Source organism: Streptomyces sp. 840.1 (assembly GCF_003751445.1).
Classification (GTDB): Bacteria; Actinomycetota; Actinomycetes; order Streptomycetales; family Streptomycetaceae; genus Streptomyces.
Window position 1 is genome coordinate 888,107 of sequence record NZ_RJUU01000001.1, and the last position, 19,368, is coordinate 907,474.

The following is a 19,368-nucleotide window of genomic DNA, read 5'->3' on the forward strand; positions in this document are numbered from 1 at the left end:
GCCTCCCCGACCCGGGTACCCCGGCCCGGACGCCCAGGCCCGTGCCACCGACCCCGTACACCCCGCCCCGCACCACCGCACTCCTTCACCGTCCCACACCGGAAAGGCGGAGACCGCATGACGCCGGTCCACCACCGCAGCCACGTCGATGACCTGCTCTCCTTCATCAGGGCCAGCCCTTCCCCGTACCACGCCGTCGCGAGCGCCGCCCAGCGGCTGGAGAAGGCCGGCTTCCGTGAACTGCGGGGCACGGACGACTGGACGGGCACCACGGGCGGCAGCTTCGTCGTCCGGGGCGGCGCACTGATCGCCTGGTACGCCCCCGAGGGCACCCCCGCCCACACGCCCTTCCGGATCATCGGCACCCACACCGACTCACCGAACCTGCGGATCAAGCCCACCCCGGACACCGGCTCCGCGGGCTGGCGGCAGATCGCGGTGGAGATCTACGGCGGAGTGCCGCTCAACACCTGGCTCGACCGGGACCTGGGCATCTCGGGCCGGCTCGCGCTCCGGGGCCCCGGCGGCACGACCGACTCCCGGCTCGTCCAGATCGACGAACCGCTCCTGCGCGTACCGCAGCTGGCCATCCACCTGGACCGGACCGTCAATGAGGGCCTGTCCCTGGACCGGCAGCGCCACATCGCCCCGGTCTGGTCGCTCGGCGCCGCCGAGGAGGGGGCCCTGCTGCGCCGGGTCGCGGCGGCCGCGGAGGCCGATCCGGAGGAGGTGCTGGGGTGGGACCTGATGCTCCACGACATCCAGCCGCCCGGATACCTGGGCGCGGAGCGGGAGTTCGTGGTCTCCTCCCGGCTGGACAACCTGGTGTCGGTGCACGCCGGGGTCACGGCGCTGGCCGCGACGGCGACGGCCGCCCAGGAGCCGGCGTACATCCCGGTCCTGGCGGCCTTCGACCACGAGGAGGTCGGCAGCGGTTCCGACACGGGAGCGCAGAGCCCGCTGCTGGAGCGCGTCCTGAGCCGCTCGGTGACCGCGCGCGGCGGCAGCCCGGAGGACTGGTCGCGGGCGCTGGCCGGTGCCTTCTGTCTCTCGGCCGACATGGCGCACGCGGTGCACCCCAACTACGCGGAGCGGCACGACCCGGACCACCGCCCGCTGCCCAACAGCGGCCCCACGGTCAAGGTCAACGTCAACCAGCGCTACGCCACCGACTCGACCGGCATCGCGGTGTTCGCGTCGGCCTGCGAGCGGGCGGGCGCCCCGTGGCAGCCGTTCGTCTCGAACAACGCGATGCCGTGCGGTACGTCGATCGGCCCGCTCACCGCGGCCCGGCTGGGTGTCCCGACCGTGGACGTGGGAGTGCCCGGCCTTTCGATGCACTCGGCGCGTGAGCTGTGCGGGGCGGACGACCCGGGTCACCTGGCGGCGATCCTGGGCGCGTTCGTGACGTCCGGCTGACCCGGGGGCTGCGGGGAGGAGTGCGGTACCGCCCCTCCCCGCAGCCCGGAGAACGGGCCCGCTAGGGTCTTTCGTTTGGATCAGGCCGGATCAGGGAGCGGTGTCCGGTGCGTGCGGCTGCAAGGCGGAGGAGGGAGTAAATGCGGAGCATTGGCGACCGACGACAACGCCGCAGATGTGCGTGCCGGACACCGCGAGCCCGGCATGATCCAAACGAGAGGCCCTAGGCGAAGCGCTGGCTCGCGCCTCCGTCGCAGGGCTGGAGCCTCAGCGGGTCGTGGGCGCCCGCCAGGGTCGCGCACAGGCCCGTGGCGGCGGCCGGGCGCAGGGTGCCCGACTGCCGCTCGAAGCGCTGGTTGGCCGCGCCGGAGCAGTTGTAGAGGATGAGGGCGGCGCCCGCCCTGTAGTCGGCGCCCGGTACGTCCACGCAGCGGTCGTGGCTCAGTTCCGTACGGACGGTCTTGGTGCTGGCGTCGTACCACCAGTCCTGGTTGCGGCCGCCGTGGCACTCCCAGCCCGTCACGCCGGTGTTGTTGCGGGTGACCGAGGCGGGGGCGTCCAGGCAGGTGCCGGTGGCGCCGTTCTTCAGCGGCTTGAAGACGTCGTCCCAGGCGGCCGCCTGCAGCACGGGCTTTCCGGTGCTCGCCGGGTCGGCGCAGCTCGCCTCGCGCAGGCCCGAGTTGTAGATCTGGGTCAGGCAGGAGGCGAAGGCGCCGTGGCCGGCCGCGTTCGGGTGGAAGGACTGCCGCAGGGAGTTGGAGTCCGGCGGGAAGTGCGAGAGGTCGATGAAGAGGCCGCGGGCCCAGGTGGACTCGCTGCACACCTCGTGGCCGTGGAAGAGCCGGGAGTTGTCCAGGTAGACGGCGCCGGTGTCGGCGGCGGCCTTGCGCATGCCGCGCTCGAAGGCGGGGACGGCGGTGTTGCGGCCCCAGGCGGCGTCGGAGTCGTATCCGGCGCAGCCGCCGGGAAGCTTGCCGGGGAAGTTCGGGTTGTCGTAGAAGTCGGGGCCGATCGGGCTCGGGTAGCCCATGACGACGAGCTTGTAGTCGCTGTTGGCGTATCCGGCGTCCGACATGACGGTGCGCAGGTCGCCGACGGTCTTCTCGACCTTGGGGACGAGTCCATCGACGCGGGCCTGCCAGCCGCCCGCGTACTTGGGCTCGCAGGTGCCCTGGAGGAGGACCCAGCGCTCGACGCAGTCCGTCATGACCGGACCGAACTGGAGGTCGTCATTGGCACCCGCCACCAGCACGATCATCTTGATGCGGGTGTTGCGCGCCTTGATGGCGAGGTTGTCGCTCTGCACCAGCTCGTCGGCGTACTGCTTCGAACCGCCGATGACGATGTTCCCGGTGTACGCGCCGGAGCAGGAGACGTTGTACGTGACGTCGGCCGGGATGCCGGTGCGGTGGATGGCGGAGTCGGGCGAGCGGTGGCACCAGTTGTCGGGGCCGTTGGTGCCCGCCTCGTACGTGCCGACGCCCTCGCCCGAGATCTCGCTGTCGCCGAGCGAGATCAGCCCGGTCTTGCGGTCGGCGAGCGGGCGCTCGGCGGGGTCGCCGTACAGCTGGGTGGCCTCGGCGGCGCGGACGGCCTCCAGTCCGGGCGGCAGTGCGGTGGATGAGGTAGTGCTGGTACCGGACTGTGCCGCGGCCGCCGGTCCGGCGGCCGCGGTCATCCCGCCCAGTGCGGCCGCCGTGGCGGCGACGGCCGCGACGGTACAACGGAGTCTGAACCTTGTGCGCCTCATTGCGCCTCCCGAGATTGTTGTTACCCCCGGTATTTACTGGTCGGTAGCCGACTTGGGAATACATAGAACAAGACAAGTGCTCATCTTTTTCAGGACCGCCCGGGAAGTGGTGGGCGGAAGAAGGAGCGAGGCTGGGTGCGTGCAGCTGCAGGGCGGAGGATTGAGGCAACGCAATGGGGTCTCCCCTGCTCGAGCGAAGCCGAGAGCTCGGGGAAGTTGTTGATTGACGACAACGCTGCAGATGACGCCGCCCACCACTTCCCGGGCGGCCCTATGGAGGTTGAACGATGACGGACGAGGGAACGACCGCAGCCGGTACCGAGGACTACCGCGTCGAGCACGACTCGATGGGCGAGGTGAGGGTGCCCGCCGACGCGAAGTGGCGGGCCCAGACGCAGCGGGCGGTGGAGAACTTCCCGATCTCCGGGCAGCGCCTGGAGCGGGCCCACATCGAGGCCCTCGCCCGCATCAAGGGCGCGGCCGCCAAGGTGAACGCCGAGCTGGAGGTGCTCGACCCGGAGATCGCGCGGGCCATCCAGGACGCCGCGGCCGAGGTCGCCGGGGGCGGCTGGGACGCGCACTTCCCGATCGACGTCTTCCAGACCGGCTCCGGCACCTCGTCGAACATGAACACCAACGAGGTGCTGGCCACCCTCGCCACCGAGCGCCTGGGCCGCGAGGTCCACCCCAACGACCACGTCAACGCCTCGCAGTCCTCCAACGACGTCTTTCCGTCCTCCATCCACATCGCCGCCACGGGCGCGGTGACGGGCGGGCTGATCCCCGCTCTGGACCATCTCGCGGCAGCCCTGGAGCGCAAGTCCGTCGAGTTCGCGGCGGTCGTGAAGTCGGGCCGCACCCATCTGATGGACGCGACCCCGGTGACCCTGGGCCAGGAGTTCGGCGGGTACGCCGCGCAGATCCGCTACGGCATCGAGCGGCTGTACGCCTCGCTCCCCCGCCTCGCGGAACTGCCGCTGGGCGGCACGGCCGTCGGCACCGGCATCAACACCCCGCCCGGCTTCTCGGCCGCCGTGATCGCGGAGGTCGCCCGGGTCACCGGACTGCCGCTCACCGAGGCCCGCGACCACTTCGAGGCGCAGGGCGCGCGGGACGGCCTGGTGGAGGCCTCCGGCCAGCTCCGTACGATCGCGGTCTCCCTCACCAAGATCTCCAACGACCTGCGCTGGATGGCCTCGGGGCCGCGCACCGGACTGGCCGAGATCAGCCTCCCCGACCTGCAGCCGGGCTCGTCGATCATGCCGGGGAAGGTCAACCCGGTCATCCCCGAGGCCGTGCTGATGGTCGCCGCCCAGGTGACGGGGAACGACGCGACGGTCGCCGCCGCCGGGGCCGCGGGCAACTTCGAGCTGAACGTGATGCTCCCGGTCATCGCGAAGAACCTGCTGGAGTCCGTACGCCTGCTCACCAACGTCTCCCGGCTGCTCGCCGACCGCACGGTCGACGGGATCACCGCGAACGTGGAGCGGGCCAGGGAGTACGCGGAGTCCTCGCCGTCCGTGGTCACCCCGCTGAACAAGTACATCGGCTACGAGGAGGCGGCGAAGGTCGCCAAGAAGTCCCTGGCCGAGCGGAGGACCATCCGCGAGGTGGTGCTGGACTCCGGTTACGTCGAGCGCGGGGACCTCACCGTGGAGCAGCTGGACGAGGCGCTGGACGTGCTGCGGATGACCCGCCCGTGACGCGCGTCGCTGCGGTGGGGCGGCTCGCTCACTAAGATCCCTCCATGACAGGTACCGGAGGGACCGAGCGCTGGGCGCCGGGTGATCAGATCCTGTGGCGCTACCGCGGCAACGGACCGGTGCGGCACGGCCCCGGGCCCGGCGGCGCGCGGAACCCGGTGCACATCTGCCGCCCCGTCACCGTCGTCCAGGACACCGAAGATCTGCTGGCCGTCTGGGTGGCGCCCGGCACCGAGTGCGTCAAGCCGGTCCTCGCGGACGGCACCGAGGTGCACGCGGAGCCGCTCGCCACCCGGTACACCTCGCCGCGCACCACCGCCCGTTCGCCCTGGCTGGGCAACGGGGTGCTGAAGCTGGCCCGGCCCGGCGAGCCCTGGTCGGTCTGGCTGTTCTGGGAGCGCGGCTGGGAGTTCCGCAGCTGGTACGTGAACCTGGAGGAGCCGCGTACCCGCTGGGCCGGCGGCATCGACTCCGAGGACCACTTCCTGGACATCTCGGTCTACCCGGACCGCAGCTGGCTCTGGCGCGACGAGGACGAGTTCGCCCAGGCCCAGCGGGTCGGCCTGATGACCCCCGCGACCGCTCGGCGGGTCCGGGAGGCGGGGCGCGCGGCGGTCGGGGTGATCCGCGACTGGGGGGCGCCGTTCCGGGACGGCTGGGAGGACTGGCGGCCCGATCCGCAGTGGCGGGTGCCCACGCTTCCGGACGACTGGGACCGGCTTCCGGATGACTGGGACCGTACCCCCTCCGCCATGCCGTCGTGAGACCCTTGACGCACCCCAGGGGGACAGACCCTGGATCGTCCCGAGGAGGGCCGGTCCGCCCGACCCTGCGGGCGCCGCACACGAGCTGACCGTAAATCATCGAGTCATCGCACTGGTTGCACGCTTCATGACCGCATCAGTCGTATGAGTCGCACGAGTTGCCCGCATCGCATGAGCCACTACGAGGGGGTGGAGACGTGCTCACTGTTCGCCGCCCCACCGCCGAAAACGTTGTCACCGTCCCCGTTCACGGACGTCCGGTTTCGGCCCGGTGTTCCGGGGCATGCGGTGTCAGCCGTTGTTATTGCCGCTCATGCCGGGGCACAGTAGCGCCCCACAAGGTGATTGCCTCATACAACCGGCCCGGACGGACGGAACCCCAAGCGTGACGGAGCACCCCACCTCCCACGAAGGCCGGCAGCCTCTCGCCGCCCGGCCGCAGGAACGCGCCCGGCCGCGGCAGCGGGATGCCGCGTCGGCGGCCGCCGCTGCCGCCACGGCGATCCCGGGCCCGGCCAAGGGCCCCGGTCCCGGCACTGCCGGAACAGGCCCGGCGGCAGGACCGGACCCCCAGGCGGCTGCCCGTCGCGAGGGCGACCGGCTGCGCTTCGTGGGTGCCGCGACCCGCCGGATCGCCCGCGGGATAGATCTGGACGAGATCGTCCTCGGCCTGTGCCGGGCCAGCGTGCCGACGTTCTCCGACGCCATACTCGTCTACCTCCGCGACCCGCTGCCGGTCGGCGACGAGCGCCCCGTCAACCCGTTCGTGCTGCGGCTGCGCCGCTCCGACCGGCTGCGGCTGAGCGACGAACTCGCCGACGGACTGACGGAGAGCGAGCGGCTCCGGCCGGCCGCCATCGATCCGCAGACCGATCTGACGCCCGCCGCCGAACTGTGCGAGGTCCGCCCCGGCGGTGCGCTGGCCGAGGTGCTGCGCGGAGTGCGGCCGGTGTTCGGTGACTCCGCCGCGGCCCGCGCCGCCCTGCCCGAGCTGCTCGGCGCCGGCCGGACCGTACCGTCCGGGCACCGCGCGATCCTGGCCCCGCTGCGCGGCCGGCGCCGGGTGATCGGCGCGGCGGTCTTCCTGCGCGGCACCGAACGCCCGCCGTTCGAGGCCAACGACCTGCTGGTCGCGGCCCAGCTGGCCACGCACACCGCGCTCGGCATCGACAAGGCCGTGCTGTACGGGCGCGAGGCCTACATCGCGGACGAGCTCCAGCGCACCATGCTGCCCGACTCGCTGCCGCAGCCCACCGGGGTCCGGCTCGCCTCCCGCTACCTGCCGGCCGCCGAGACGGCCCGGGTCGGCGGCGACTGGTACGACGCGATCCCGCTGCCCGGCAGCCGGGTCGCCCTGGTCGTCGGCGACGTCATGGGCCACTCCATGACCTCAGCCGCGATCATGGGCCAGCTGCGCACCACGGCGCAGACCCTGGCCGGGCTCGACCTGCCCCCGCAGGAGGTCCTGCACCACCTCGACGAGCAGGCCCAGCGGCTCGGCAGCGACCGCATGGCGACCTGCCTGTACGCGGTGTACGACCCCGTCGCCCACCGCATCACCATCGCCAACGCCGGTCACCCGCCGCCCGTGCTGCTCCACCTCGGCGGCCGCGCCGAGGTGCTGCGGGTACCGCCCGGGGCGCCGATCGGTGTCGGCGGCGTGGACTTCGAGGCCGTCGAGCTGGACGCCCCCGCGGGCGCCACCCTGCTCCTCTACACCGACGGCCTGGTGGAGTCCCGGCTGCGGGACGTGTGGACCGGCATCGAGCAGCTGCGCGAGCGGCTCGCCACCACCGCCCGGCTGACTGGGCCCGACCACTCGCCGCCGCTGGAGGCCCTCTGCGACGACGTGCTGGACATGCTCGGCCCCGGCGACCGGGACGACGACATCGCCCTGCTGGCCGCCCGCTTCGACGGGATCGCGCCGAGCGACGTCGCGTACTGGTTCCTGGAGCCGGAGGACTCGGCCCCGGGCCGGGCCCGCAGGCTGGCCCGCCGCGCCCTGAGCCGCTGGGGTCTGGAGGACCTGTCGGACTCGGTGGAGCTGCTGGTCAGCGAGGTGGTGACCAACGCCGTGCGGTACGCGGAGCGGCCGGTGACGCTGCGGCTGCTGCGGACCGACATCCTGCGCTGCGAGGTCGGTGACGACTCCCCGCAGCTGCCGCGCCAGCGCCGCGCCCGGGACATGGACGAGGGCGGTCGCGGACTCTTCCTGGTGAACCGGCTGGCCCGGCGGTGGGGCGCGACGCGCCTGTCGACGGGCAAGGTCGTCTGGTTCGAGATGCCCACCCGGGGACAGTAGCCAAGAGCGGCAGGCGGGCCCGGCAGCCGGGCGCGGGTGACCGGGCAAACGTCCGGCGTCGAACATTTCCGGCCATCTCCTGGCCCGGACCGGCGCTACCGGAACAGCGGAAGGGGCGGTGTACGAGGAGTCTTCCTCGTACACCGCCCCTTCCGGCGTTCCGGTAGCCGGATCAGCGCGTCACTGTGTCAGGCCGTTGTCACCGTTCGGCCGGTCGCCCCCGGGATCCACCGGCAGTTCGGCCGAGTCGCTGGGGTCGGGGTCGGGCGGCGGCTCGGTGGTCGGGTCGCCCGACGGGTCGCCCGACGGGGAGGACGGCGGCGGCACGGACGGCGGGGGCACGCTCTCCTTCGACGGATCCGAGGACGGGGGCGCGCTGGTCGTCGGGTCGTCCGAGGGCGAGGCCTTCTTGGAGGGCGTGATGGACGGGCTCGGTGAGGTGGTCGGGCTCGGCGGGGTGACCGCGGCGCCCATGTCCGTGTCGAGGTCGAACTCGCCCGGGTCGCCCATCGCCTGGGCGGTGAAGCTCGCCCAGATGTCGGCGGGGAAGCCACCGCCGTTGACCCGGCCGCCGCCGCCGGCACCCTTCAGGGGCACCTGGGCGCCCTTGCCGATCTTCTTGGCGTCGTCGTCGGTGCGGGCGTAGGCGGCCTCGCCGAAGAGGCCCACCGAGGTGACCAGTCGGGGGGTGTAGCCGGTGAACCAGGCGGACTTGTTGTCGTCCGAGGTGCCGGTCTTGCCCGCGATCTGCTGGTCGGCGAGCCCCTCTGCGTTGCGTACCGCCTCGTGGGCCGTACCGTCGTCGACCACGCCGGTCAGCACGGAGGTCACGGAGTCCGCGGCCTGGCGCTTGATCACCTGGCCACCGATCGCCTCGGGCAGCTCGATCGGCTGCTCGCCCTGCTTCTGGGCCGACTTCACGATCTGCGGAGTGACCTTCTTGCCGTGGTTGTCGAGGGTCGCGTAGACCCCGGCCATCTCCATCGGGCTCGCGCCCATGGAACCGAGGGTCTGCGCCGGCACGGCCTGGAGTCCCTCGACGTCCATGCCGAGTTTGCCGGCGGTCTGCATCACGCGGTCCATGCCGACGTCCACGCCCATCTGCGCGAAGACGGAGTTGATGGACTTGTTCATCGCGGTCTGCACGGTGACCTGGCCGTAGTCCGCGTCGTCCTCGTTCTCCGGCGCGAACGCGACGTCGCTGCCCTTGACCGGGCGCTTGCTGGTGCCGTCGTAGCGGGTGTCGGCGGTGATCTGCTGGTGGTCCTGGGTCTGCGACTCCTGGTCGAGCGCCGCCGCGAGGATGACCGGCTTGAAGGTGGAGGCGGGCTGGTAGTCGCGCCGGGTGGCGTTGGAGATGTAGTGCTCGGTCAGTCCGCGGCCGCCGTACATGGCGAGCACCCGGCCGGTCTTCGGGTCGACGGAGACCGCACCGGCCTGGACGTCCTGGTCGAGCTTGCGCCCCTTGGTGTCCAGCTTGTCGGTCAGCTTGGCCTTGACCGACTTCTCCAGCTCCTGCTGCTTCTTCTTGTCGATGTTGACGGTGATCGTCCAGCCGCCGGCGTCGAACTGCGCGTCGGTGATGTGCTCCTGCTTCTGCACCGCCGCGCGCGCCGCGGCCACGATGTAGCCCTTCTGGCCGGAGAGCCCCTCGGACTGCTTGGGGGCCTGCGGGGCCTTGAACTTCAGCCCCTGGCGCTCGCCCGCGTCCAGCCAGTGCTCGTCGACCATGTTGTCGAGCACGTAGTTCCAGCGCTCCTTGACGAGCGCCTTGCCGTGGTCGGTGGCGACGGCCCAGTCGTACTGGCTGGGGGCCTGGAGCAGGGCGGCGAGGTAGGCGCCCTCGGTGACGTCCAGGTCCTTGGCGTCCTTGCCGTAGTACGCCTGCGCCGCGGCCTGGATCCCGTAGGCGCCCCGGCCGTAGTAGCTGGTGTTGATGTACCCGGCGAGGATCTCGCTCTTGGACCGTTTCTGGTCGACCTTCAGCGAGATGACCAGCTCTTTGAGCTTGCGGGTGACCGTCTGGTCGGCGTCGAGGTAGTAGTTCTTGACGTACTGCTGGGTGATGGTCGAGCCACCCTGCTTGCCCTTGCCGGAAACGGTGTTGATCAGGCCTCGGGCGGTACCTTTGAAGTCGACGCCCTGGTCGTGGTAGAAGGACTTGTTCTCGGCGGCCACGAAGGTCCGCTGGACGTCCTTGGGCACCTCGGCCAGGCTCACGATCTCCCGGTTGACCTCGCCCGTCCGGGCCAGCAGTTTGCCGTCGGAGTACTTGTAGACGTTGGCCTGGAGCTTGGCCTGTGCGTTGCCCTCCGGCACCTGCACGACCATGTAGAGCACGGCGAACGCGCCCATGACCAGCAGACAGAGCCCGAAGGCCGCGCCCAGTAGTTTTCGCCAGGTGAAGAGTCTGCGTATGCCGCCCCTCTTCACGGCCCGCCGCGACCCGCGCCGCTGGGCTCGTCGCGCATCCGCTCGACCCATTGCTGTGTTGCTCCCGTTTCTCTGCTCGACCGGATCAGCTCGGACCTGCCAGCTAACACCCCTGACAGGGACAGAAGCCCAGCGATCCGCCCTTTTCCGGACGTGACAATCAGCACCCGCTTTCAAGGGAACCGACTCACGAGAGGTGCGCAGGGTTGTCACATGAGTTAATGTGAAATCACATTGCTAGCGCCGAGCTAGCCCGCACAAACGGGGGATTCCATGACTGATCCGCACGTCCCGGCCACACCCGCCACGCCGACGCCGGACCTCACGCCGGACGCGCCGCAAATGCCGGAACCGCAGGTCCGGGAGACGACGGCACACAGCATCCCGGGCGGCATCGGCCTGCTGCTCACCGTGGTCGGGGTGATCGTCGGCGTCGGTCTCGCCATCGTCGGCGGCGTCATCGGGTCCAACGGGAACAACGGCGTCGGCATCCCGCTCTGCATCCTCGGAGTGCTGCTCGCCATCGCCTCGTTCTTCTGCATGGGCGGTGTGAAGATGGTCGCACCGGGCGAGGCCCGGGTCATCCAGCTCTTCGGCCGCTACGTGGGCACGATTCGCGCCGACGGCCTGCGCTGGATCAACCCGCTGACCTCCAGCCGCAAGATCTCCACCCGGGTCCGCAACCACGAGACCGCGGTCCTCAAGGTCAACGACGCCTACGGCAACCCGATCGAGCTGGCCGCGATCGTCGTCTGGAAGGTCGACGACACCGCGCAGGCGCTCTTCGAGGTCGACGACTTCCTGGAGTTCGTCGCCACCCAGACCGAGGCGGCCGTCCGGCACATCGCGATCGAGTACCCGTACGACGCCCACGACGAGGGCGGCCTCTCGCTGCGGGGCAACGCCGAGGAGATCACCGAGAAGCTGGCCGTGGAGCTGACCGCACGGGTCCAGGCCGCGGGCGTCCGGATCATCGAGTCGCGATTCAGCCACCTCGCGTACGCCCCCGAGATCGCCTCCGCGATGCTCCAGCGCCAGCAGGCGGGCGCCGTCGTCGCGGCCCGGCAGCAGATCGTGGAGGGTGCCGTCGGCATGGTCGAGATGGCGCTCACCCGGATCGCGGAGCAGGACATCGTCGAGCTCGACCCGGAGCGGAAGGCGGCCATGGTGAGCAACCTGATGGTGGTGCTGTGCGGTGACCGCGCGGTGCAGCCGGTCCTCAACACGGGCACGCTCTACCAGTGACCGAGGAAACACCGCGGCGCAGGCCGCAGCAGCCGCAGCAGCGCAAGCAGATGCTGCTGCGGCTCGACCCGGCGGTACACGACGCGCTCGCGCGCTGGGCGTCGGACGAGCTGCGCAGCGCGAACGCGCAGATCGAGTTCCTGCTGCGGCGGGCCCTCGCGGAGGCGGGACGGCTGCCGGGCGGGGCGGCGCCGATCCCGCGCCGGGGGCGGCCACCGAAGTCCCCCGGACCGCAGTGACGACAGACCCCCGGGGGCCCGGACATCCAGGCCCCCGAGGCCGTCGGCCCCCCTCTTCACCGGCCCGGATCCGTGTCCCGCACGGGCTCCGGCGGTGACGGAAGAGCCGGTATACATGGCAGGTATACACACCGTGTACAGTGCTGCACATGTCTATCGGCCACACCCTGCTCGGGCTCCTGGAGTCCGGCCCCCGCCACGGTTACGACCTGAAGCGGACGTTCGACGAGAAGTTCGGTCACGACCGCCCGCTGCACTACGGACAGGTCTACTCGACCATGTCCCGGCTCCTCAAGAACGGCCTCGTCGAGGTCGACGGAGTCGAGACCGGCGGCGGCCCCGAGCGCAAGCGCTACGCCATCACGGACGCCGGCATCACCGATGTCGCCACCTGGCTGGCGCAGCCCGAGAAGCCGGAGCCCTACCTCCAGTCGACCCTGTACACCAAGGTCGTGCTGGCCATGCTCACCGGCCGCAGCGCCGCCGACGTGCTGGACGCCCAGCGCTCCGAGCACCTGCGCCTGATGCGCATCCTCACCGACCGCAAGCGCCGCGGCGACCTCGCCGACCAGCTGATCTGCGACCACGCCCTGTTCCACCTCGAAGCGGACCTGCGCTGGCTGGAACTGACCGCCGCACGCCTCGACAAGCTCGCCGAGGTGGTGGCCCCGTGACCCCCGCCGGCTCCCTGCTCAGCGCGCACGACCTGCACAAGACCTACGGGTCGACCCCGGCGCTCGACGGCGCCTCCTTCTCCGTCCACCCCGGCGAGGTCGTCGCCGTGATGGGCCCCTCCGGCTCCGGCAAGTCCACCCTGCTGCACTGCCTCGCCGGAATCATCACGCCCGACTCCGGCACCATCACCTACGCCGGCCGGGAGCTGTCCGCGATGTCCGACGCGGAGCGCAGCGCCCTGCGCCGCAGCGAGTTCGGCTTCGTGTTCCAGTTCGGCCAGCTCGTCCCCGAACTGACCTGCGTGGAGAACGTGGCCCTGCCGCTGCGGCTGAGCGGCGTCCGCCGCAAGACCGCCGAGCGCACCGCCCTGGAATGGATGGAGCGCCTGGAGGTCGACGACCTCGGCGCCAAGCGTCCCGGTGAGGTGTCCGGCGGCCAGGGCCAGCGCGTCGCCGTGGCCCGTGCGCTGGCCGCGTCCCCGAAGGTGATCTTCGCGGACGAGCCGACCGGCGCCCTGGACTCCCTCAACGGCGAACGCGTCATGCAGTTGCTCACCGAGGCGGCCCGGTCCGCCGGTGTCGCCGTGGTCCTGGTGACCCATGAGGCCCGCGTCGCCGCCTACTCCGACCGCGACGTCACCGTGCGCGACGGCCGGGCCCGCGACATGGAGCACGCCGTATGACGCTGCTCGACCGGAAGGAGACCCCGGCCGCCCCTGCGGAGCGGTCCGGGTCCCCCCTCTCCCGCACCCCCGCCCTGCTGCGCGAGCTCGGGTTCGGCATCCGCTTCGCCGTCGCCGGCGGGCGCGAGGGCTGGACCCGCACCCTGCTCACCGCGGTCGGCGTCGGCCTCGGCGTGGCGCTCCTGCTCGTCGCCTCCTCCGTTCCGCACCTGCTCGACCAGCGTTCCGCCCGGGACCAGGCCCGCAGCGAGACCAAGATCTCGGAGTCCCCCGACGCCTCGGCGCCGAAGTCGGACAGCACGATCGTGGTGATCAACGCCGGGACCGAGTACCACACCCGGACCATCGACGGCTTCCTCATGCGCGCGGACGGCAGCAGCCCGGTCGTCCCGCCGGGCATCGGTGAACTCCCCGCCCCCGGCGAGATGGTGGTCTCCCCCGCCCTCGCGGACCTCCTCGCCGCGCCGCAGAACGCGCTGCTCAAGGAGCGGCTCCCCTACCGGGTGACCGGCACGATCGGCGACGCCGGTCTGGTCTCCCCCGGGGAGCTGCGGTTCTACGCCGGCAGCGACACCCTCACCACCGCCGCGGGCGGCCACCGGCTGGCCGGATACGGCGATCCGGGGCCGGGCAAACCGCTGCAGCCGCTGCTGGTCCTGCTCGTCGCGATGGTCTGCGTGGTGCTGCTGGTGCCGGTGGGGATCTTCATCGCCACCGCCGTGCGCTTCGGCGGCGACCGCCGCGACCGGCGGCTGGCCGCCTTGCGCCTGGTCGGCGCCGACATCCGGATGACACACCGGATCGCGGCGGGCGAGGCCCTCTTCGGCGCCGTGTGCGGCCTGGCCGTCGGGGCCGTGCTGTTCCTGGTGGGGCGCCGGTTCGTCGGGGCCGTCGAGGTGTGGGACGTCAGCGCGTTCCCCTCCGATCTGGCCCCCGGCCCCTGGCTGATCCTGCTGATCGCCCTCGCGGTGCCGCTCACCGCGGTCCTGGTCACCCTGACCGCCATGCGTTCCGTGGTCATCGAACCGCTCGGGGTCGTCCGCCACAGCCGGGGCCGCAAACGCCGCCTGTGGTGGCGGCTGCTGCTGCCGGTCGCCGGGCTCGCGGTGTTCGGGATCACCGGCAAGGTCGACCTGTACGACGGTGCCAACACCTACGCGGTCGCCGTCGGCGCCGTGCTGGTCCTGGTGGGGCTCGCCCTGCTCCTGCCGTGGCTGGTCGAGGCCGGCGTGAAGCGGCTGCGCGGCGGGCCGGTGCCCTGGCAACTGGCCACCCGCAGGCTCCAGCTGAGCAGCGGGGCCGCGTCCCGCGCGGTCAGCGGCGTGACCGTCGCGGTGGCGGGTGCGGTGGCCCTGCAGATGCTGTTCGCCGCGATGAACGACGACTTCAACAGGGTGACCGGGCAGGACCCGAGCCGCGCCCAGTTCTACGCCTCGTCCGAGCGGGTCACCGGCGATGCGGCCCTGCGCACCATCAAGGAGTTCCGCGCCACCAAGGGCGTGAAGAAGGTGATCGGCACGGTCGAGGCGTACGCCACCAAGCCGGGGACGTACAAGGAGGACGAGATGCAGCCCACCACCTCCTTCAGCATCGGCGACTGCGCGACCCTGCGCGAGCTGGCCCGGATCGGCTCCTGCCGGGACGGCGACACCTTCGTCGTCCACCCGGCCGACAAGGAGATGGCCGGCTGGGTGGACGAGACCGCCCGCAAGGGCAAGGTGCTCGAATTCGACTCCTACGGCCGGGGCAAGCCGCTGCACTGGACGCTGCCCGCCGACTCCCGGACCGTGAAGAGCCGCACCGACCCGTTCGGTGAGGACCACTGGGGCATCATGGCCACCCCCGGAGCGATCGACGCGGGCACCCTGCCGGGCGCGACCACCGTCTCGCAGATCCGGATCGACAAGAGCGTCCCCGAGGTCGCCGAGTACGTGCGCAACACGGCCGCCCGGATCGACCCGGGCATGCGCCTGGTCACCCTGAACTCGGTCGAACGCGACCGGCGTTACCAGAGCGTCCAGACCGGTCTCCAGGTGGGCGCGACCGCCGTCCTGATGCTGATCGCGGCGTCCATGCTGGTCTCCCAGCTGGAACAGCTGCGTGAACGCAAGCGGCTGCTGTCGGTGCTGGTGGCCTTCGGTACCCGCCGGGTCACCCTCGGCTGGTCGGTGCTGTGGCAGACGGCGATCCCGGTGGTCATCGGGCTGCTGATCGCGGTGGCCGGCGGCCTCGCGCTCGGCGCCACGCTGACCTGGCAGATCGACAAGCAGGTCTCCGACTGGTGGCTGTTCCTGCCGATGGCGGGAGCGGGCGCGGCGCTCATCCTCGTGGTGACCCTGCTCTCGATGCCGCTGCTGTGGCGCATGATGCGCCCCGACGGACTGCGCAGCGAGTAGCTCCCCGACGGCCGGCCGGACCCGCGATCAGGTCCGGCCGGCCGTCGCCACGCGTACCGGCAGCGCCGCCATCGCCCCGCGCAGCGCCGCCGCGAACTCCTCGAACTCCTCGTGCCTGGCCGCCCCGGCCCGCATGCCGAGCGCCACCCGCCGGGCGGGGGCCGGGTCCGCGAAGTACCCGGTGGTGAGGGCCTCGTTGCGGGCGGTCTCGACCGTCACCGCGGTGCGCGGCAGCAGCGTCACCCCGAGCCCGCCGGCCACGAGCTGTACCAGGGTGGAGAGCCCGGCGGCAGTCGTGGTGACGGGGGCGCCCTCGGTGCGGCCCGCCTCCCGGCAGATGTCGAGCGCCTGGTCGCGCAGGCAGTGCCCCTCGTCGAGCAGCAGCAGCGGCAGCTCCCTGAGCGCCTCGCGCGGGATGTCGGCCCGTCCGCCGAGCCAGTGGGTGCGCTCCATCACCAGGACGAAGTCCTCCTCGAAGAGCGGGAGCTCGCTCACCCCGGGCACCCCGAGCGGCACCGCGAGCAGCAGCAGGTCGAGCCGCCCCGCCGCGAGCCCCTCCAGCAGCGAGGACGTCTGCTCCTCGTGCACCTGGAGGTCGAGGTCGGGGTAGCGGTCGTGGACCAGCCGCAGCACGGTCGGCAGCAGGTACGGGGCGACGGTCGGGATCACGCCGAGCCTGAGCACCCCGGTGAAGGGCGCGCGCACGGCCTCGGCCTCCTCCATCAGCTCACCGACGGCCTCCAGCACGGCGCGGGCCCGCACCGCGAGCCGCTCCCCGGCGGGCGAGAGCAGTACCTTGCGCGTCGTACGCTCGATGAGCTGGACACCCAGTGCCTCCTCCAGCGCGGACACGGCTCCCGAGAGCGCCGGCTGACTCATCCCGATTGCTGCCGCGGCGTCCCGGAAGTGCAGATGTTCCGCCACCGCAGTGAAGGCGCGGAGCTGCGAGAGGCTGGGCTGTTTGGGCCGGTTGCCCTGGTTCATCTGCGCCACTGATAGGCACCTCCGATCATCACGACCGAGTGTAGCTATTTCCGTGATCAATGCACTCTGTGCCATGGTGAGGACCGTCCAACCCTCAGGAACACCCCCAAAAAGGGTCTTCCTATGCTGCAAGGAGAGCGCGTGCTCACTGTCGGTGACAAGTTCCCCGAGTTCGACCTGACCGCTTGTGTTTCGCTGGAGAGCGGCAAGGAGTTCGAGCAGATCAACCACAAGACCTACGAGGGTCAGTGGAAGATCGTCTTCGCGTGGCCGAAGGACTTCACGTTCGTCTGCCCCACCGAGATCGCCGCGTTCGGCAAGCTGAACGAGGAGTTCGCCGACCGCGACGCGCAGGTCCTCGGCTTCTCCGGTGACTCCGAGTTCGTGCACCACGCCTGGCGCAAGGACCACCCGGACCTGACCGACCTGCCCTTCCCGATGCTGGCCGACTCCAAGCACGAGCTGATGCGGGACCTCGGCATCGAGGGCGAGGACGGCTTCGCGCAGCGCGCCGTCTTCATCGTCGACCAGAACAACGAGATCCAGTTCACGATGGTGACCGCCGGTTCCGTGGGCCGTAACCCCAAGGAGGTCCTGCGGGTCCTCGACGCCCTGCAGACCGACGAGCTGTGCCCCTGCAACTGGACCAAGGGCGAGAACACCCTCGACCCGGTCGCGCTCCTCTCGGGCGAGTGAGCTGATACCGACATGGCACTCGACGAACTGAAGGCCGCCGTTCCGGACTTCGCCAAGGACCTGAAGCTGAACCTCGGTTCGGTCATCGGGAACAGCGACCTGCCGCAGCAGCAGCTCTGGGGCACCGTCCTCGCCTGCGCGATCGCCTCGCGCTCGCCGAAGGTGCTGCGCGAGCTGGAGCCGGAGGCGAAGGCCAACCTCTCCGCGGAGGCGTACACCGCCGCGAAGTCGGCCGCCGCCGTCATGGCGATGAACAACGTCTTCTACCGGACCCGGCACCTGCTGTCGGACCCGGAGTACGGGACGCTCCGTGCCGGCCTGCGGATGAACGTGATCGGCAATCCGGGCGTGGAGAAGGTCGACTTCGAGCTGTGGTCGCTCGCCGTCTCCGCGATCAACGGCTGCGGCCAGTGCCTGGACTCCCACGAGCAGGTGCTGCGCAAGGCCGGCGTCGACCGTGAGACCATTCAGGAAGCCGTCAAGATCGCCTCGGTGCTCCAGGCGGTCGGCGTGACGCTCGAGGCCGAAGCGGTCCTCGCGGAGTAACACCGGCGGTACCCACGTACGAGAAGGGCCCCGAGGACGACCGACCGTCCCCGGGGCCCTTCTTACGTGTCCGCCCGTGCGGACTCCCGCCCGCCCGCTCAGGGTTCCTTCGGCGCGTCCGCCACCGGCTGCTCCTCGTCGTCGCTGCCGTCGTCGACCGGCTCCGGCGGCGATCCGGGCGCCGGGGTCGGCGCCGTGTCCAGGGCCGTCGAGCCGTGCGGCGGCGGCGAGTGGCGCCGGGAATCCTCCTGGCCGTACGCCCGCAGATAGCCGACCACCGTATTCGTCACCGCCACCAGCGGCACCGCGACGACCGCACCGCCGATGCCCGCGATCATGCCGCCCGCGGCGACCGAGAGGACCACGGCCAGCGGGTGCACGCGCACCGCGCGGCCCAGGATGAACGGCTGCAGGATGTGGCCCTCGATCTGCTGCACCGCCAGGACCACCACCAGCACCATCAGCGCCGTGAACACGCCCTCGGTGACGAGCGCGACCACCACGGCCAGCGCCCCGGAGACCACCGCGCCGACGAGCGGGATGAAGGCGAAGAGGAAGATGAAGACAGCCAGCGGAACGGCCATCGGCACATTGAGGAAGTAGATCCCGAGGCCGATGAAGATCGCGTCGATCAGCGCGACGATGACCGTGCCCCGTACGTAGGCGGTCAGCGTGCGCCAGGCGCGCGGACCCGCTCCGGCGACACCCGGCCGCGCCTGCGCGGGGACGAGCTTGAGCACCCAGTGCCAGATGCGCTTGCCGTCGTACAGCAGGAAGAGCGTGGAGAACATCGCCAGCAGCATCCCGGTCAGGAGCTCCACCATCACGGTGACGCCCTGGAGTCCGGCCGAGGTGATCGCCTCGGTGTTGGTGCCGACGGTGTCGCTGAGGTTCTTCGCGACGTCGTTGATCTGCTTGTCGGTGACGTGGAACGGGCTGTCGAGCAGCCAGTTCTTGAGGTCCTGGATACCGTCCTGGATCTTGTCGGACAGGGTGTCGAGGTTGTCCATCACCTGCCACACCACGAACCAGCCGACCAGGCCCATGATGATGAAGCCCAGGACCGCCGTGACGGCGGTCGCCAGCCCGTGCGGCAGCCCGTACCGCCTCAGCCGGGCGACCGTCGGCTGGAGCATCGCGGTGACGAGCAGCGCGGCGACGAAGGCCAGCACCACCAGTTGCACCGCGCTGATGACCCGCATGAGCACCCACAGGGTGCCCGCGAGCACGAGCAGCCGCCAGCCGGCCTCGGCGGCGACCCGCATCCCCCAGGGGATGGCCGCGACCGGATCGGGGCGCGCGGCGACCGCGGGGGCGTAGTCGGGCGGCGGCGGCACATGGTCGGCGGCGCCCTTCTCGGCCCCGCTCCCCGGCGGTACGCCGGCCGTCGCGGACGAGCCCTCGCGCGCCGCCTTCTCGTCCTCGTCATCGGCCTCGACGCGACGTTCCTCCAGGCGCTCACCCATCTTGGTGAGTTCGGCCCCCAGCTGTCCCAGCCATCCCGGCAGTTTCGACATAACGTTCCCTCTACCCC

At 71.3% G+C, this 19,368-nt stretch carries 15 protein-coding genes; 11 read left to right on the plus strand and 4 right to left on the minus strand.

Annotated features, from left to right (window positions below; all coding sequences use genetic code 11):
- The first annotated feature begins 117 nt into the window (after window positions 1-117).
- Window positions 118-1,419: a M18 family aminopeptidase gene (locus EDD93_RS03880; RefSeq protein WP_123523834.1), complete on the plus strand. Its 1,302-nt coding sequence runs from the start codon at window positions 118-120 to the stop codon at window positions 1,417-1,419.
- Window positions 1,420-1,642: 223 nt separating this feature from the next.
- Here the strand turns inward: EDD93_RS03880 and EDD93_RS03890 are convergent, their stop codons facing one another.
- Window positions 1,643-3,169, minus strand: coding sequence for a ricin-type beta-trefoil lectin domain protein (locus tag EDD93_RS03890; protein WP_123523835.1), 1,527 nt, complete (start codon window positions 3,167-3,169; stop codon window positions 1,643-1,645).
- Window positions 3,170-3,456: 287 nt separating this feature from the next.
- On the opposite strand from EDD93_RS03890, the gene EDD93_RS03895 reads away from it, so the two are divergent.
- The 3 genes from EDD93_RS03895 (at window position 3,457) to EDD93_RS03905 (ending at window position 7,938) form a co-directional block, all read left to right on the plus strand.
- The gene (locus tag EDD93_RS03895) at window positions 3,457-4,872 is read left to right on the plus strand and encodes an aspartate ammonia-lyase (RefSeq protein WP_123523836.1); all 1,416 of its coding nucleotides are present in this window, start codon (window positions 3,457-3,459) and stop codon (window positions 4,870-4,872) included.
- 44 nt (window positions 4,873-4,916) lie between these two features.
- A complete protein-coding gene (locus EDD93_RS03900) occupies window positions 4,917-5,636 on the plus strand; it encodes a DUF402 domain-containing protein (RefSeq protein ID WP_123523837.1) in 720 nt (239 codons plus the stop codon).
- A gap of 385 nt (window positions 5,637-6,021) precedes the next feature.
- A complete protein-coding gene (locus EDD93_RS03905) occupies window positions 6,022-7,938 on the plus strand; it encodes an ATP-binding SpoIIE family protein phosphatase (protein WP_123523838.1) in 1,917 nt (638 codons plus the stop codon).
- Window positions 7,939-8,118: 180 nt separating this feature from the next.
- On the opposite strand, the gene EDD93_RS03910 is transcribed toward EDD93_RS03905, so the two are convergent.
- The gene (locus EDD93_RS03910; RefSeq protein ID WP_123523839.1) at window positions 8,119-10,422 is read right to left on the minus strand and encodes a transglycosylase domain-containing protein; all 2,304 of its coding nucleotides are present in this window, start codon (window positions 10,420-10,422) and stop codon (window positions 8,119-8,121) included.
- Between the two features lie 222 nt (window positions 10,423-10,644).
- On the opposite strand from EDD93_RS03910, the gene EDD93_RS03915 reads away from it, so the two are divergent.
- The 5 genes from EDD93_RS03915 (at window position 10,645) to EDD93_RS03935 (ending at window position 15,608) form a co-directional block, all read left to right on the plus strand.
- Window positions 10,645-11,616, plus strand: a complete 972-nt coding sequence (locus EDD93_RS03915; protein ID WP_123523840.1) for an SPFH domain-containing protein — start codon at window positions 10,645-10,647, stop codon at window positions 11,614-11,616.
- Window positions 11,613-11,855 carry a hypothetical protein gene (locus EDD93_RS03920; protein WP_123523841.1) on the plus strand — a complete coding sequence of 81 codons (243 nt, stop codon included), beginning with the start codon at window positions 11,613-11,615 and terminating at the stop codon, window positions 11,853-11,855. The genes EDD93_RS03915 and EDD93_RS03920 overlap by 4 nt, the downstream gene beginning before the upstream one ends.
- 149 nt (window positions 11,856-12,004) lie before the next feature.
- Window positions 12,005-12,529, plus strand: a complete 525-nt coding sequence (locus EDD93_RS03925; protein WP_123523842.1) for a PadR family transcriptional regulator — start codon at window positions 12,005-12,007, stop codon at window positions 12,527-12,529.
- On the plus strand, window positions 12,526-13,212 hold the full coding sequence (locus EDD93_RS03930; RefSeq protein WP_123523843.1) for an ABC transporter ATP-binding protein: 687 nt from the start codon (window positions 12,526-12,528) through the stop codon (window positions 13,210-13,212). Before EDD93_RS03925 ends, EDD93_RS03930 begins: the two co-directional genes overlap by 4 nt.
- Window positions 13,209-15,608 carry an ABC transporter permease gene (locus EDD93_RS03935; RefSeq protein WP_123523844.1) on the plus strand — a complete coding sequence of 800 codons (2,400 nt, stop codon included), beginning with the start codon at window positions 13,209-13,211 and terminating at the stop codon, window positions 15,606-15,608. Before EDD93_RS03930 ends, EDD93_RS03935 begins: the two co-directional genes overlap by 4 nt.
- 27 nt (window positions 15,609-15,635) lie before the next feature.
- On the opposite strand, the gene EDD93_RS03940 is transcribed toward EDD93_RS03935, so the two are convergent.
- Window positions 15,636-16,601 carry a hydrogen peroxide-inducible genes activator gene (locus tag EDD93_RS03940; RefSeq protein ID WP_398902832.1) on the minus strand — a complete coding sequence of 322 codons (966 nt, stop codon included), beginning with the start codon at window positions 16,599-16,601 and terminating at the stop codon, window positions 15,636-15,638.
- A 132-nt stretch (window positions 16,602-16,733) separates the two neighbouring features.
- Between EDD93_RS03940 and EDD93_RS03945 the strand changes: the two genes are divergently transcribed.
- Both EDD93_RS03945 and EDD93_RS03950 read left to right on the plus strand, forming a co-directional pair.
- Complete coding sequence (locus EDD93_RS03945) at window positions 16,734-17,288, plus strand: peroxiredoxin (RefSeq protein WP_103759525.1); 555 nt, start codon at window positions 16,734-16,736, stop codon at window positions 17,286-17,288.
- 12 nt (window positions 17,289-17,300) lie between these two features.
- A complete protein-coding gene (locus tag EDD93_RS03950) occupies window positions 17,301-17,834 on the plus strand; it encodes an alkyl hydroperoxide reductase (RefSeq protein ID WP_123523845.1) in 534 nt (177 codons plus the stop codon).
- Window positions 17,835-17,932: 98 nt separating this feature from the next.
- Here the strand turns inward: EDD93_RS03950 and EDD93_RS03955 are convergent, their stop codons facing one another.
- On the minus strand, window positions 17,933-19,351 hold the full coding sequence (locus tag EDD93_RS03955) for an AI-2E family transporter (RefSeq protein ID WP_123523846.1): 1,419 nt from the start codon (window positions 19,349-19,351) through the stop codon (window positions 17,933-17,935).
- Window positions 19,352-19,368 lie beyond the last annotated feature (17 nt).